This is a genomic window from Veillonella sp. 20925_1_51, from assembly GCF_041431445.1.
Taxonomy (GTDB): Bacteria; Bacillota; Negativicutes; order Veillonellales; family Veillonellaceae; genus Veillonella; species Veillonella nakazawae.
Window position 1 is genome coordinate 1 of the sequence record NZ_JAPVXT010000012.1, and the last position, 18,144, is coordinate 18,144.

Consider the following 18,144-nt stretch of genomic DNA (forward strand, 5'->3'; position numbering starts at 1 on the left):
TCTGCTACAGATGCAGCATCTAGCGCAACCGCGGCTGACAGCTCTGCTACTAAAGCTGAATCCTCTGCAACTGTAGCAAGTACATCTGCATCTAATGCAAAAGTAAGCGAAGATAATGCAGCAAGCTCCGCAACAGCAGCAGATTCTTCCGCTACTAAAGCAGCATCTTCCGCAACAGATGCAGCATCTAGTGCAACAGCGGCAGATAGCTCTGCGACAAAAGCAGCGTCTTCTGCAACAGATGCAGCATCCAGTGCAACGGCAGCAGATTCTTCTGCAACAAAAGCAGCATCTAGTGCAACAGCAGCAGATAGCTCTGCAACAAAAGCAGGATCCTCTGCGACAGAGGCAAGTACATCTGCATCTAATGCGAAAGTAAGCGAAGATAATGCAGCAGCATCTGCCACAGCAGCAAATAGCTCTGCTACAAAAGCTGAATCTTCCGCTAATGATGCAGCATCCTCTGCTACAGCAGCAGACAGCTCCGCAACTAAAGCTGAATCTAGTGCGACTGCAGCTAATAGTTCTGCAACAAAAGCAGAATCTAGTGCTAATGCAGCCGCTGCGATCCAACAAAATTTGACTAACTCTGGTATTACACCAGGTACAAAAAATGGTAATGGTGCTATGGCAATTGGTGCCGGCTCTGTAGCTAATGGAGACTATGCAAACGCCGTAGGTACAAATGCAAAAGCTCTTGCAGATAATGCAACAGCTCTTGGTGCTAATACAACTGTAATGGCTGGTGCTACTAACTCTGTAGCTCTTGGTCAAGGTTCTGTAGCTGATCGTCCTAATACTGTAAGTGTTGGCTCTAAAGGTAACGAACGTACAATCACAAATGTAGCGCCAGGTGAAATTTCTGCTACTTCTACAGATGCTGTTAACGGCAGCCAATTGTATAGTGCAACACAAGGTACTATGAATGAATTAGCGTCTACAAAAACTCGTGTAGATCGTGTAGGTGCTATGAGCGCGGCTATGGCTTCCTTGAAACCATACTATGTAGATGGTACTGAAAAAGGCCAAATTATGGCTGGTGTAGGTGTATACCATGGTGAAAAAGCACTCGCTCTTGGTTATGGTTATGCTCCTAATGATCGTTTGTTCTTAAATGCATCCGTAGGCATTGCTAAAGAAGAGCAAATGTACGGTATGGGTGCTACATGGCGTATTGGTGCCGGTGAAAGCCTCGTTAAGAAAAATAACCAAGCTATGGATAACCTTAAAGCTGAAAATGAAGAGCTTCAAGATCGCGTAGCAAAATTAGAAGCACTAGTTCAAAAACTAGTAGAAACTAAAGCATAATCCTTTATGCACACATAAACATATGGTTGTATATATTCATGTATGAATATGTATGATGGTGAAAGCCACCACTCTTAGGAGTGGTGGCTTTTTTTGTTGATATGTTTCTTGAGTATAAAAAGTATATATTTTTAATGAGAAAAAGTTAATTTTTCTGATGAAAAATAAAAAGAAAATTACAAAAATTTTGATGAGATAAAAAATACACATACTATTGTTAAATCATTTTATTTTCATGAAGAATATTAGGTGATATCTATACAACGATATGCATAAAAAATAAATAAAAATCGATTAAATATACATGGAATAAAATGAATAATACATATATTACCTGTAGTTATAAGACTTTCATAAAATTAAATATACTATTAAATATTCTTGATTTACGTCGTATTTATTGAATGTAAAACGTAAAATATGATAAAATTGTGAAGTATAGTAGGAAATTATAATCACTATAATTTTCGATATAATATCGTTATTACATCTACATTTGAGAGATATATAGCATATAGTTTTTGAGGGGTAGTTCTTAAAGAGGAAAGATAATGAATAAGATTTTTAAAGTAATTTGGTCTAAGTCGAAACAGTGCTACATCGTAGTATCTGAAATCGCAAAGAACAAAACAGGTAAAAAGAAAATTGTAGTAGCCAGTATACTTGCGGCATTAACAATGACTGCTAATATTGTTACGGTAGAGGGGGCTATACCCGAAGGAACAAGAACTGATCATTTAGGTCTTGCTATCGGGACAAGTTCTAATTCTAAAAGTAATCAGTCTATTGCGATTGGTTATGCAAGTTCTGCCCAAGCACCAGGAGCAAATCCTGAAAATCCAGCTACAGCCGTAGGTGCTGGTGCTAATGCTAATGGTGTGGGCGCAGTTGCTTTGGGTCTTTCAGCCAATGCTACAGGTGCAAATGCAGTTGCCCTTGGCGGGGGATCTAATGGCGGTACAAATAAAACAGAAGCGACAGGAACAAGAGCAACTGCCATTAGTTTTAATGCTAAAGCAAGTGGATCAGACTCTATTGCCCTTGGTAATGCTACTGTTGCAAGCGATGAGAAGGCCATTGCTATTGGTTCGGATTCAAAGGCTACTGATGTTGGTACTACTGCATTAGGTCGTTCTTCGGCGGCAACTGGTGCATCGGCTACAGCATTAGGGTCTCTAGCCAGTGCTACAGGTACACTAGCTACTGCTGTGGGTATGCAAGCATCTGCATCTGGAAATGAGTCGCTAGCTATTGGTACAACCGCAAGTGCAACTAGTGGTAGATCCCTAGCTGTTGGTACGAATTCGAAAGCTACGGGAGCAACTGCTGTGGCTGTCGGTAGTGGTTCTGGTGGTTCAGGCCCTCTAGGCTTTGCAGGTAGCTTAAACTCTACTGCTGGCGTTGTTAATACGAATAGAACTGTTAATTACGCTACTACTGCAGAAGGTGATAATGCAGTTGCCTTAGGTTTTTATGCAAATGCTAAGAATAGTGGTGTCGCGGTAGGTCAAAGAGCGTTGGCTGCAACAGGTGGCGTTGCTATTGGTAAAGGCGTTCTTGAGGATACAGGCAATAATTATGCCGGCGGTGTTGTAATCGGGCAAGATTCCGCAACGTTAGGTCCGTATTCATTGGCAATGGGCTTTAATGCCTTTGCTAGTGGATCTACCTCTATGGCTATTGGTCATACGGTTAGTGCAGATGGTGGTTTTGCTGTTGCTATGGGGCGAAAGGTATCTGCTTCGGGGACATCTACAGCTATTGGTCACCATGCAACCGCAACGAATGGTGGCTTAGCAATTGGTAGTCAAGACAATGATGCATCTAATGATAGAACAACGGCCTCTGCAAAAGGTGCAGTAGCTATTGGTAAGAATACTAAGGCTACTTCAGAAGATGCAGTAGCGATTGGTACAAATGCTCAGGCTACTAGATTGAATTCTGTAGCATTAGGTAGTGGTTCTACAACGGCGACAGGAGCTACAAATCAAGGCTCTGCTACGATTAATGGCATTACCTATAATTTTGCAGGTGCCACAGGCAATCCAAATATGCAAGTTTCTGTAGGCAGCACTGGCGCAACACGACAAATTAAAAATGTCGCAGCTGGTGAAGTATCTGCTACAAGTACAGATGCTATTAATGGATCCCAATTATATGCTGTAGCAAGTGCTGTTAAACCGCTAAAATATGTATCTATTAACTCTACAGCGACAGGTACTGGTAGTAACGTTGATAATGACGGGGCACAAGCTCCAAATTCTATTGCCATAGGCCCATCTAGCACAGTTACAAAACAAAATAGCATTGCTTTTGGTAATAATGCTCAATCTTTAAGTGATGATAGTATTACTATCGGTAGAAATGCAAAAGCTGAAGCTGGTCCAGCATTCACTACTACAAGTAGAGCTATTGCAATTGGTGCAAATTCTAAAGTTGCTACAAATGTAACACAAGGCATTGCTATTGGTAGTGGTAGTCTTACTGATGAAGGTGCTGTTGTTACTGGTGACCAGTCTATAGCTATTGGTGGCAATGTAAAGGTTGATGGTCATGCTGCTGTTGCTATTGGCGGTGATGATGCCAGAAAAGCTGCAGGTCAGCAAGTCTCTTATACGAATACTAATGATAATGAAGTTACGGGTACCTTACAAACTGCAATTCTTAATCTAACAGGGTATAATTTGTCCAATTATAAAGGGACAGCTGCATCTCATGCTGGTGTAGCTTATGGTACGAGTGCTCTTGCCGGTAATGCAGGCGTTGCAATTGGTACTGCATCTGACAGTATGACCCGTATGAATGATAAAGGCCAAGTTGTTAATAATAAGCCTGTTACTAATGCTGTCGCTATTGGTACAGGTGCTCGCGCTAACTTTGATAACTCTGTAGCTATCGGTGGTGGTTCTAATACTGACCGTTATGCAACAAAACAAGTGAATGCAATTATTGATGGTGTAGAAGTTAAATGGTCTGGCGGTGAAAACATTTCTCCTGGTGACGTTGTTTCCTTCGGTGCTAAAGGTTTTGAACGTCAGCTTAAAAATGTAGCACCTGGTGAAGTTTCTCAAACAAGTACAGATGCTATCAATGGTTCTCAAATCTATTCCTTAGCTCGTAAAGTTACAAACATTATGAATGGCGGTGCAGGTTCTCTTGTTAATGTCAACGCATCAGGCGAACCTCTCACAAAGGTGGTAACGGGAACAGGTACGAATAAACAGGAAAAGTATTATCGTACAGTAGATGTTAAAGATGATGGCACCTTAGTAACTGGTGCTATTGCGCAAACGCCAAAGTCACTTGCTTTAGTCAATGTGGATGAACCAAATGTTAATCAACAAACTCAAACTCCTCGTACTCTTGGCAATGTGGCGAACGGTGTAAATGATAATGATGCAGTTAATGTATCTCAATTGAAAGCTGCAACTGTAAAATATTTCTCTGTAAACTCTACGGATGCAGGCAACCGAGATAATACAGGTGCAACCGGTACAAATGCTATTGCTATTGGACCTGCAGCAACAGCGACAAAGGCCCAATCTATTGCTTTAGGTAATAGTGCGACAGCAGGGGGTACTGATTCTATTGCAATTGGTAATGGTAGTGTTGCGGCAGATAAAGTTGCTCCAGTTGCAATTGGTCAAGGGGCTCAAGCCAATGGAGACTTTAGCGTTGCTTTAGGTGGGGGCAATTGGCAATTTAAGGGTGCTCAGGCTAATGGTGTTGGTACAACTGCACTTGGCACATACTCAAAGACGGCTGCAGACACAAGTTATCAAACGGTTGTGGGGTTTGGTGCTAATACAACTAAAGCTAATGCAACTGCAATTGGATATAACTCTGCAGTAAGTACTGAAGGCGGTGTTGCTCTTGGGGCGAATTCTTCTTCAAGTACAGGTCGTACTGTAGGTTATAATCCTAATGATGGACGTACAAATACATATAGTGCTCTTACAGGAAATGTAATACGTAGCACAACTGGTGCGGTAGCTGTGGGTAATGGTACAGAGGTGACACGTCAGATTACTGGAGTTGCAGCAGGTACAAATGATACTGATGCAGTTAACGTAGCACAATTGAAGAGCGTTAATCTTGCTTTTGTTGGTGATAGTGGTTTTGGTGATGTTAATCTTGCCAACAATGATACGACTAAAAGATTTGCTGTTAAAGGCGACTCTACCTACCTCACAACACGTGCCAATGGTAATTTGATTACTGTATCTGCTAATAAGAAGGATATTAGTGTTACTAATGGTACTGCTACAGCGGCTACTGGTATGGCAGATGCTAAAAATGTAGCAGAAGCGATTAATAAGGCAGTTTCACAAAATGCATATACCTGGAATTTAACGGCAGATAACGATACGGCTGGTAGTCGATCTACTATCAATAAAGAAGGTACTGTAAAATTCAGTGGTGATAAAAATATTACGGTAGCGAGAAATGGTAATACCATTACTTCAAGCTTGAATAAGTCCATTATCGTTGACTCTGTGAAAGCTAATAACTCCGTTACAACGGGATCTGGTTCAAATCAAATTACTCTCGATGGTACAACTGGTGCCGTAACAGGTAATACTTTCAGCGGACAATCCTTTACCGCTGGCGATAATGTGTTGAGTAATACTACCTTACAAATTGGCTCACCTACGAATGGTAATAATGTAACTATCACTAAAGATGGTTTGACTTCAAAAGCGGGTACTAAAACAGCTAAGTTTGGTGCTAATGGTATTGATGCAGGTGGCCAACAAATCACGAATGTCTCTAGCGGTGGTAATGTAGGAACTAATGCAGCTAACATTACGGATGTTAAGAATGCGGTGTCTGATGTTACATTAAAATTAGATACAAATTCTAAAACTGGCACTGTTAAGCTCAGTGAAAGTCCACTTAAAGTCATTGGTGCTAATGGTATTAGAACTGATTTAGTTGGTACAAACAATGGCAGTCTTGTTGTTGGCCTAGATAGCAATACTGTAAATGCTACGACTAAAGGTATTGGTTTAACTGGAGATACGGGATCCACAGGCCTCAAGTATCTAAAAGATGGGGATGCATCTTTTAAAGTGGCTGGTGATGGTAAACTGGTTACTACAAAGGCCTCTGCTACAGGTGTACAAGTAGCTGTTGATACAGCAAAAGTAAAAGATTTAGCTGTAGAGGCTGTTACTGTAAGCAAGGCTAATACATCAGATAATCCTATTACTGTAACGCCGACAGCAGGTACTAATTCCAAAGACTATGCTATTGGTATTGATACTACAAAATTAGCTAGTAAAACAGATTTAACATATCGTGCTAACAATGATGCAGATGCTAATGCACAAAAAGTATCCTTAGCAAAAGGTCTTAACTTTGTAAATGGTGATAATACTGTTGCAACGGTTGCTGCAGATGGCAAAGTGTCCTATGACCTTAATGCGGCTACTAAAACTAAAGTTGATGAATCTGCCACTGCTGTTGCAAGAAATATCTCTCTTGGTGCAGATAGCGGTACAGCATCTAGCCAATCCTTAAAAGATGGTGATGTAGCTTTCAATGTAAAAGGTGCTACTGGTGATTATATATCTACTAACATGAATGGTAACACTGTAGAAGTATCTACAAAACGTGCTACTATCAACAGTGATGCAAATACCGGCGCTGCATCTGTAACAGGTAATGATGGCCTTGCAACAGCTAAAAATGTTGCCGATGCAATTAATAAAGCAGCTGATGCGGCTAAAGCTGGTGCGGCTTGGAACCTTACAACGAACTCTAGTACAACAGATAAAACATCTGTACAAGGTGGCGATACAGTAGATCTTATCAATGGCGATAATATCGTCATCACACAAGATGGTACAGATAAAAAGAAAATTACTGTAGCTACTAAGAAAGATCTTACTGTAGATTCTGTTACAGCTGGTAATACAGTCATTAATACATCTGGTTTAACAAATGGTACAACTGCTATTACTGGTTCAGGTATCACAACTGATAAAGTGACAGTAGGCGGTATCTCCATTGATAAAACTGATGGCATCAATGCTGGTGGTAAAGCTATCTCCAATGTTGCTAGCGGTGGTACAACAGATACAAATGCAGCAAATATTGGTGACGTTAAGCAAGCCGTTGCTAATTTATCTCAAAACTTAAACATTACTGATGGTACTAATAACGGTACTGTTGACCTTAAAAACCAAAAACTTAATGTAGCAGGTGCAAATGGTGTCACTGCAACTGTAAATAATCAAACTATTACAGTTGGTTTAGATGCGGATACTGTTAATGCTACAACTAAGGGCATTGGCCTTACTGCTGATACAGGTACTACAGGTAATAAATACCTTAAAGACGGTGATGTATCCTTTGCCGTAACTGGTGATGGCAATCTTGTGAGCACATCTGCTACTGCAGCTGGTGTGAAAGTTGCGGTTGATGCGGCTAAGGTAAAAGACTTGGCTGTAGATGCTGTTACAGTAAGTAAAGATGCTCAAGCAGATAATCCTATTACAGTAACTCCAACAGCGGGTACTAACTCTAAAGATTATGCTATCGGTATCGATACTACGAAGCTTGCAGCTAAAACTGATTTAACATACCGTGCAAATAATGATACTGATGCTAATGCAAAGAAAGTATCATTAGCTAAAGGGCTTAACTTTGTAAACGGTACATTAACGACTGCATCTATCGATAATGATGGGGTAGTAAAATACGATGTAAATACAGCTGCTATCACTGCTGGTACAGATGGCACCGTAACAGGTCCAACTACAGATGGCGTAGCAACAGCACAAAACGTAGCTGATGCAATTAACGCAGCTAAAAAAGCATCTAAAACAGAAATCACTGCTAATACTGATGAAGCAGCAAATGCTACAACAGGTAATGTGATCCTTACATCTACTACCGCTGCTGATGGTCATACTATTTACGACGTAAAACTCAATAACAAAGTGACCCTTGGTACTGGAGCTAATGCTGTAACAATCGATGGTACAGCTGGTAAAGCCACTGTTGGTACTGCTGTTGTAGATGGTGTGAATAACACAATTACAACTGGTGGTGCAAGCCCTGTTACACTAGATGGTGCAACAGGTACAATTACAGGTAAAACTGCTAATATTGGTGGTGTAACTGTAAATGGTACAACAAATGATATTACTGGTTTATCCAATACAACTGTAACTGGTGCGGACTTTGCAACAAAAGGTCGCGCTGCTACAGAGGAACAATTAAAAGCAGTAACTAGTGCAACTGCATTGAAGTTCACTGGTGATGTAGCTACTAATACGGGATCTATCAACCTTAAAGATGATACATTCGGTATTAAAGGCGATGGTAAATACATTACTACCGATGTAAATGGTAAGGATGTAAATCTCACGGTATCTGAAGCAGAGATTAAAAAATCTGCTGTAGCAGCTGTAACAGTAAGCACAGATACAACTGATACTAACAATCCAATTTCTGTAACACCGACAACAAGTGCGGATGGTACAACTAAGGATTACAAGGTAACTATTGATGGTACTAAGATTGCGAATAAGACAAACTTGTCTTATAAAGCAAATGATGGTACCGCTAAACAAGTTTCCTTGGCAGATGGTTTGAACTTCAAGAATGGTACATTAACAACTGCTTCTATCGATGATGCAGGCGTTGTAAAATACGATGTGAATACAGCTGCTATCACTGCTGGTACAGATGGTACTGTAACAGGTCCAACTACAGATGGCGTTGCAACAGCACAAAATGTAGCTGATGCGATTAACGCAGCTAAAAAAGCAGCTAAAACTGAAATTACTGCTAATACAGGTGAAGCAGCGAATGCTACAACAGGTAATGTAACCCTTACATCTACTACAGCTGCTGACGGTCATACAATCTATGACGTAAAACTCAACGACAAAGTGACTCTTGGTACTGGAGCTAATGCTGTAACAATTGATGGTACAGCAGGTAAAATTACTGCTAAGAATGCAGCTATTGGCGGCGTAACGGTTGATGGAGATAACAGCCATGTAACTGGCCTATCTAATACAACATGGAATGGTACAGCTACCACTGGTCGTGCAGCTACTGAAGATCAATTGAAAGCTGTAGCCGATACGGCTAAAGCGACAACTGATGCAGTTAACTTGAAATTCTCTGGCGATACTAATACATCTGCTGGCGTAGTCAATCTTAAAGACGATACATTCAACATCGTTGGCGATGGTAAATATGTAACTACCGACGCAAACGGTAAAGATTTGACTGTAAAAGTATCTGAAGCAGAGGTTAAAAAGTCTGCTGTAGCTGCTGTAACAGTAAGCACAGATACAACGGATGCCAACAATCCAATTTCTGTAACACCGACAACTAGTGCGGATGGTACAACTAAGGATTACAAGGTAACTATCGATGGTACTAAGATTGCGAATAAGACAAACTTGTCTTACAAAGCAAATGATGGTACAGCTAAACAAGTTTCTTTGGCAGATGGTTTGAACTTCAAAAATGGTACTCTTACAACAGCATCCATTGATGATGCAGGCGTTGTAAAATACGATGTAAATACAGCAACTATCACTGCTGGTACAGATGGTACAGTAACAGGTCCAACTACAGATGGCGTTGCAACAGCACAAAATGTAGCTGATGCGATTAACGCAGCTAAAAAAGCATCTAAAACTGAAATTACAGCTAATACAGGTGAAGCAGCAAATGCTACAACAGGTAATGTAACTCTTACATCTACTACGGCTGCTGACGGTCATACAATCTACGACGTAAAACTCAACGACAAAGTGACCCTTGGTACTGGAGCTAATGCTGTAACAATTGATGGTACAGCAGGCAAAGCTACTGTTGGTACTGCAGTTGTAGATGGTGTAAATAACACAATCACTACTGGCGGTGCTAACGCAGTTTCTTTAGATGGTGCAGCAGGCAAAGCTACAATTGGTTCCTCTGTTGTAGATGGTGTAAATAACACAATCACAACAGGTGGTGCTAATGCAGTGTCCTTAGATGGTGCAGCAGGTACTGTTACTGGTTTGACTAATAAAGATTGGACTCCTGGTGTAACTAAAGCCGTAACTGGTCGTGCTGCCACAGAAGATCAATTACAAAAGGTAGCAGACGCCGCATCTAGCCAAACTTGGAACATTACAGCAGATAAAGCAGGTACAACTGGTACACAAACAGGCACTAAGAAAAATGCTACTGTTGGTAAGGATCAAACTGTTGAGTTAGTGGCAGGTGATAACCTTACAATCAACCAAGATGAACGTAAGTTTACATATTCCTTGAATAAAGACCTTGCTGGTTTGACAAGTGTATCTGTTGGTGATGGTACAACTGAAACAATCAAACTTGATGGTGCTACAGGTAAAGTGACTGTTAAGAATGCAGTGATTGGTGGCGTAACTGTTGACGGAGATAACAGTCATGTGACTGGTCTATCCAATACAACATGGAATGGTACGGCTACCACTGGTCGTGCAGCAACAGAAGATCAGTTGAAAGCTGTATCTGATACGGCTAAAGCGACAACTGATGCAGTTAACTTGAAATTCTCTGGTGATACTAATACATCTGCTGGCGTTGTAAATCTTAAAGATGATACATTCAACATCGTTGGCGATGGTAAATATGTAACTACTGACGCAAACGGTAAAGATTTAACTGTAAAAGTATCTGAAGCAGAGGTTAAAAAATCTGCTGTATCTGCTGTAACAGTAAGCACCGATACAACGGATGCCAACAATCCAATTTCTGTAACACCGACAACAAGTGCGGATGGTACAACTAAGGATTACAAGGTAACTATCGATGGTACTAAGATTGCGAATAAGACAAACTTGTCTTATAAAGCAAATGATGGTACAGCGAAACAAGTTTCCTTGGCAGATGGGTTGAACTTCAAAAATGGTACTCTTACAACAGCATCCATCGATGATGCAGGTGTTGTAAAATACGATGTAAATACAGCAACTATCACTGCTGGTACAGATGGTACTGTAACAGGTCCAACTACAGATGGCGTAGCAACAGCACAAAACGTAGCTGATGCGATTAACGCAGCTAAAAAAGCAGCTAAAACTGAAATTACTGCTAATACTGGTGAAGCAGCTAATGCTACAACAGGTAATGTAACCCTTACATCCACTACAGCTACTGACGGTCATACAATCTATGATGTAAAACTCAACGATACAGTGACCCTTGGTACTGGATCTAATGCTGTAACAATCGATGGTACAGCAGGTAAAGCTACAATTGGCTCTTCCGTTGTGGATGGTGTGAACAACACAATTACAACTGGTGGTGCTAATGCCGTTGCCTTAGATGGTGTAGCAGGTACTGTAAAAACTGGTACTGTAACTGTAACTGGTGGTACTACAAACGATATTACTGGCTTGTCTAATACAACTGTAACTAGTGCAGACTTTGCAACAAAAGGCCGTGCCGCTACTGAAGAACAATTGAAAGCAGTAGGGGAACAAACATGGCAAATTACTGCAGACAAAGATGCTACAACTTCTGGTAACCAAACTGGTACTAAGAAAGATGCTAAGGTTGGTAAAGACGACAAAGTTCAATTGATCGCTGGTGAAAACCTCACAGTGAACCAAAACGAACGAGACTTCACATACTCTTTGAATAAAGATCTTGTGAAGATGAACTCTGCAACCTTCGAAGCTACAGGTGGTAAAACAACTGTTATTACAGGCGATAGCATCGCTCAAACAGATGGCACTAAGACTAATACATCTACAGCAGCTGGTAATACAGTAGCTGATGGTGGTAAATCTACAGCAACTACAGCTGATGGTATGACTGTAACTAATGGTGCAGATTCCACAGCAACAACTGCAGCAGGTACCACAGTAACTAATGCTAACGGTAATACTAAATATGCCGCTGATGGTGTACGTATCAATACAACAGGTAAAAATCCTGTATCCTTGACTGATGCTGGTTTAGATAATGGCAATAATGTCATTAAAAATGTAGCAAGTGGTCATGTAAATAATGATGATACAGATAACACAAATGCAGCTAATATTGCAGATGTTAAAAAGGCTACTACAACTGTAACTGCTAACAATGGCGAAGCAGCGAATGCTACAACAGGTAATGTAACCCTTACATCTACTACGGCTGCTGATGGTCATACTATCTATGACGTAAAACTCAACGATACAGTGACCCTTGGTACTGGAGCTAATGCAGTAACAATCGATGGTACTGCTGGTAAAGCTACAATTGGTTCCTCCGTTGTGGATGGTGTGAACAACACAATTACAACTGGTGGTGCTAATGCCGTTGCATTAGATGGTGTAGCAGGTACTGTAAAAACTGGTACAGTAACTGTAACTGGTGGTACTACAAATGATATTACTGGTTTGGCTAATACCACTGTAAATAGTGCAGACTTTGCAACAAAAGGCCGTGCCGCTACGGAAGAACAATTGAAAGCAGTAGGGGAACAAACATGGCAAATCACTGCAGACAAAGATGCTACTACATCTGGTAACCAAACAGGTACTAAGAAAGATGCTAAGGTTGGTAAAGACGATAAAGTTCAATTGATCGCTGGTGAAAATCTCACAGTGAACCAAAACGAACGAGACTTCACATACTCCTTGAATAAAGACCTTGTGAAGATGAACTCTGCAACCTTCGAAGCAACAGGTGGTAAAACAACTGTTATTACAGGCGATAGCATTGCGCAAACAGATGGTACTAAGACAAATAAATCCACAGCGGCTGGTAATACAGTAGCTGATGGTGGTAAATCTACAGCAACTACAGCTGATGGTACGACTGTAACTAATGGTGCTGACTCCACAGCAACAACTGCAGCAGGTACAACAGTAACTAATGCTAACGGTAATACTAATTACGCAGCTGATGGTGTACGTATCAATACAACAGGCAAGGATCCTGTATCCTTAACAGATGCAGGTTTGGATAATGGCAATAATGTCATTAAAAATGTAGCAAGTGGTCATGTAAATAATGATGATACAGATAACACAAATGCAGCTAATATTGCAGATGTTAAAAAGGCTACTACAACTGTAACTGCTAACAATGGCGAAGCAGCGAATGCTACAACAGGTAATGTAACCCTTACATCCACTACAGCTACTGACGGTCATACAATCTATGATGTAAAACTCAACGATACAGTGACCCTTGGTACTGGATCTAATGCTGTAACAATCGATGGTACAGCAGGTAAAGCTACAATTGGCTCTTCCGTTGTGGATGGTGTGAACAACACAATTACAACTGGTGGTGCTAATGCCGTTGCATTAGATGGTGTAGCAGGTACTGTAAAAACTGGAACAGTAACTGTAACTGGTGGTACTACAAATGATATTACAGGCTTGTCTAACACAACTGTAAATAGTGCAGACTTTGCAACAAAAGGCCGTGCCGCTACGGAAGAACAATTAAAAGCAGTAGGGGAACAAACATGGCAGATCACTGCAGATAAAGATGCTACAACTTCTGGTAACCAAACAGGTACTAAGAAAGATGCTAAGGTTGGTAAAGACGACAAAGTTCAATTGATCGCTGGTGAAAACCTCACAGTGAACCAAAACGAACGAGACTTCACATACTCCTTGAATAAAGACCTTGTGAAGATGAACTCTGCAACCTTCGAAGCAACAGGCGGTAAAACAACTGTTATTACAGGCGATAGCATTGCGCAAACAGATGGCGCTAAGACAAATAAATCCACAGCAGCTGGTAATACAGTAGCTGATGGTGGTAAATCTACAGCAACTACAGCTGATGGTACGACTGTAACTAATGGTGCAGACTCCACTGCAACAACTGCAGCAGGTACAACAGTAACTAATGCTAACGGTAATACTAATTACGCAGCTGATGGTGTACGTATCAATACAACAGGTAAAAATCCTGTATCCTTGACTGATGCTGGTTTGGATAATGGCAATAATGTCATTAAAAATGTAGCAAGTGGTCATGTAAATAATGATGATACAGACAACACAAATGCAGCTAATATTGCAGATGTTAAAAAGGCTACTACTACAGTAACTGCTAACAATGGTGAAGCAGCGAATGCTACAACAGGTAATGTAACCCTTACATCTACAACGGCAGCTGATGGTCATACAATCTATGATGTAAAACTCAATGACAAAGTAACATTAGGTACTGGTAATAACGCTGTAACAATTGATGGTACAGCAGGTAAAGCCACTGTTGGTACTGCTGTTGTAGATGGTGTGAACAACACAATTACAACTGGTGGTGCTAACGCTGTTACTATGGATGGTGCTGCAGGCACTGTAAAAACTGGTACAGTAACCGTAACTGGTGGTACTACAAACGACATTACAGGCTTGTCTAACACAACTGTAAATAGTGCAGACTTTGCAACAAAAGGCCGTGCCGCTACGGAAGAACAATTGAAACAAGTAGGGGAACAAACATGGCAAATCACTGCTGACAAAGATGCTACAACTTCTGGTAACCAAACAGGTACTAAGAAAGATGCTAAGGTTGGTAAAGACGACAAAGTTCAATTGATCGCTGGTGAAAACCTCACAGTGAACCAAAACGAACGAGACTTCACATACTCCCTGAATAAAGATCTTGTGAAGATGAACTCTGCAACCTTCGAAGCAACAGGTGGTAAAACAACTGTTATTACAGGCGATAGCATTGCGCAAACAGATGGTACTAAGACAAATAGATCTACAGCAGCTGGTAATACAGTAGCTGATGGTACTAAGTCCACAGAAACAACTGCAGCTGGTCAAGTGATTAAAGATGGTGCTAAGACTAATACATCTACAGTTGATGAAAACACATTAGTTGATGGTGCAAAATCTAATAAGACTACTGTAGATAGTAATGTAATTGATGATGGCAATGGCAATGTAAATACATCTAATGCTACATCCAATACAATTACAGATGGTACAAATACTACAGAAGCAACAGCTAGCACTGTAACTGTCAAAGATAATGCTGGTAATAGCACTGTTATTACTAAAGATACAATTACGACAGGTACTGGTGCTAATAAGGTGACTGTTGATGGTACTGCTGGTAAAGTAACTGCAGGTTCTGCAGTTATAGATGGTGTGAATAACACAATCACTACAGGTGGTGCTAACACTGTTAAATTAGATGGTGCTGCAGGTACTGTTACTGGTTTAACAAATACAGCATGGACACCAGGTGTTACAAAAGCTGTTTCTGGTCGAGCTGCAACAGAAGATCAATTACAACAAGTATCTGATGCAGTAGGTGCTGGTTGGAATATAAACTCTGGTACAGTAGCTGGTTCCACTGGTGAAGCTAATGGCTCTGCTAAGACTAAGATCTCTAGTGGCGAAGAGGTTCAATTACAGGCTGGCAATAACCTCATTATTGACCAAAATGGTAAAACTTTAGCGTACTCCTTAAACAAAAATCTTAAAGATATGGAGTCTGCTATATTCAATGCCACTGGTGGTAAAACAACTGTTATCAAAGGCGATAGTATCGTTCAAACTGATGGTGGTAAAACGAATACATCTAATGCGGCTGGTAACACTGTTGTAGATGGTACAAAATCCACAGCCACTACGGCAGCGGGGTCTACTATCACTGATGGTGCTAAGACGAATACAAATACAGCAGATAAAAATGTAATCGATGATGGTGCAGGTAATACAAACACATCAAATGCCACATCTAATACGATTGCTGATCCGAATGGCAATACGAATACTGCGACAGCAACTAGCAATACTTTGGCAGATAATGCGGGTAACTCTAACGTATCTAATGCTACAAGCAATAATTTGACAGATAATGCAGGTAACTCTAATGTATCTAATGCGACTAGCAATACATTGAAAAATGCCGCTGGTGATGAAACTAAGGTTGACGCTAAAGGTGCTACTGTTAAAGATGCGGCTGGTAATACAACAAATGTTGCTTCTACAGGTGCAACTGTAACAAATGCAGCAGGCGATACAACTAAGGTTGAAGCGACTGGTACAACTGTAGCCGATGCTGCTGGTAACAAGGCTACTTTCACTAAGGATGGTGTAACAATTACAAAACCTGGTAAAGATACAGTGTCCTTAACTGGTAATGGCCTTGATAATGGCAATAATAAGATTGTTAATGTAGCTGATGGCACAAATGACACAGATGCTGTTAATGTACGTCAATTAGATGCTAAAACTAAGGCGGCAACAACTGAATTAACTGCTAATGGTGGTGAAAGTGCCAATAATACTACAGGCAATATTGTGTTGACTAAAACTACTGCTCCAGATGGTCATATTATTTACGATAACAAGTTGAATGATAAGATTACTTTGGGTGCAGCGGATCCAACAAAAGCGATTACTGTGGATGGTACAAATGGCACGATCAAAGCCGGTAAAGATGGTAATGCTGTAGCGATTAATGGTACAGATGGAACTATTAAAGCTGGTGATGGTACAAATGCCGTTGCTATTGATGGTGTTAATGGTTCTGTGAAAGTAGCAGATAAGATTGCTCTTAATGGTAAGGATGGTAAAGCTGCTATTGGTACTGTAGGTATTGATGGCAAGGATGGCATCATTACTACAGGTGGCAATAATCCTGTTGCAGTAAATGGTAAAGATGGTGTTGTAACAGGTTTGACTAATAAAACGTGGGACCCTAACAACATTACTTCTGGCCGCGCAGCCACTGAAGATCAAGTTCAATCTGCTGTAGCTAATGCAGGCTGGGATGCTACCGTTGGTACTGAAGGTTCTGGTGTCAACAGCACACCAAGTGCAACACCAGAAAAAATTAGACCAAATGAAACGCTTACTTTCAAAGCAGGCAATAATATGATGGTTAGCCATGCAGGTAAAACAATTAGCTATGCCGTAAATCCAGAGCTGACAGATATGAAATCTGCTACATTTAAAGATGCAGCTGGTAACACAACTGTAACAAATGGTAATGGCATAACAATTACACCTGGTAGTGCAAATCCGAATAACCCTAATGCAGGTCCTGTATCCTTGACTAAGGATGGCCTCAATAATGGGAACAATCAAATTAAAGGTGTGGCACCTGGTTCTGATGATACAGATGCTGTGAATATTGGTCAGTTGAAAGCATCCAATGCAAAAATGGGTGATGCGATTGGTCAAGTCGCAGGTGAAGTACAACGTGTTGGTGCTCATGCAGCTGCTATGGCCGCATTGAAACCAATTCAATATGATCCATTAGAGCCAACTCAAATTATGGCGGGCGTAGGCAACTACCGTGGTGAAACTGCAGCAGCTCTTGGTCTTGCGCATTACACTAACGAAGATACTATGTTCAACGTAGGTGTTTCCGTTGGTGGCAACCATAATATGGTGAATGCTGGTGTAACCCATAAATTTGGTTCTAGCCCAGAAAAGAAAAACATTCCTGATCGTTACAAAGCAGGTCCTATTAGCTCTGTGTATGTAATGCAAGATGAGGTATCTAGCCTCAAGAAGGAAAATGCTGAACAAAAATATGTTATTGCTGATCAAGCAGCTCGTCTAAACACATTGGAAGCTGAAAATGAACGTCAACGTCAAGAATTGGCTGAAACAAAACAAGGTTTAGATGATTTGCGCGCAGCAGTGGACAAATTGTTAGCATCTAAAGGTTAATCAGTATATAGTAAGATAATCGATACTGAGTAATCTAACACTCTAGTCTTTGAAGTTTTACTTGAAGTAATTTCTCTATTTTAGTGAGATGCAATTTCAATAATAATCATTTTAAAGAACTGGAATTGTAAAAAAGAAACCCCTTACTTATCACGTTTATATCCTAATGGGTATAAGTGAC

General features: G+C 40.6%; 2 protein-coding genes. Both read left to right on the top strand.

Annotated features, from left to right (window positions below):
- On the top strand, positions 1 to 1,308 hold a 1,308-nt coding region (locus O3607_RS09300; protein WP_371443766.1), incomplete at its 5' end, for a YadA-like family protein.
- Positions 1,309 to 1,859: 551 nt separating this feature from the next.
- Positions 1,860 to 17,963, top strand: coding sequence for an ESPR-type extended signal peptide-containing protein (locus O3607_RS09305; protein WP_371443767.1), 16,104 nt, complete (start codon positions 1,860 to 1,862; stop codon positions 17,961 to 17,963).
- Positions 17,964 to 18,144 lie beyond the last annotated feature (181 nt).

Bases quoted from the DNA above. Each gene is read 5' to 3' on its own strand.
- O3607_RS09305 (WP_371443767.1), top strand. From the start codon at position 1,860: ATGAATAAGATTTTTAAAGTAATTTGGTCTAAGTCGAAACAGTGCTAC.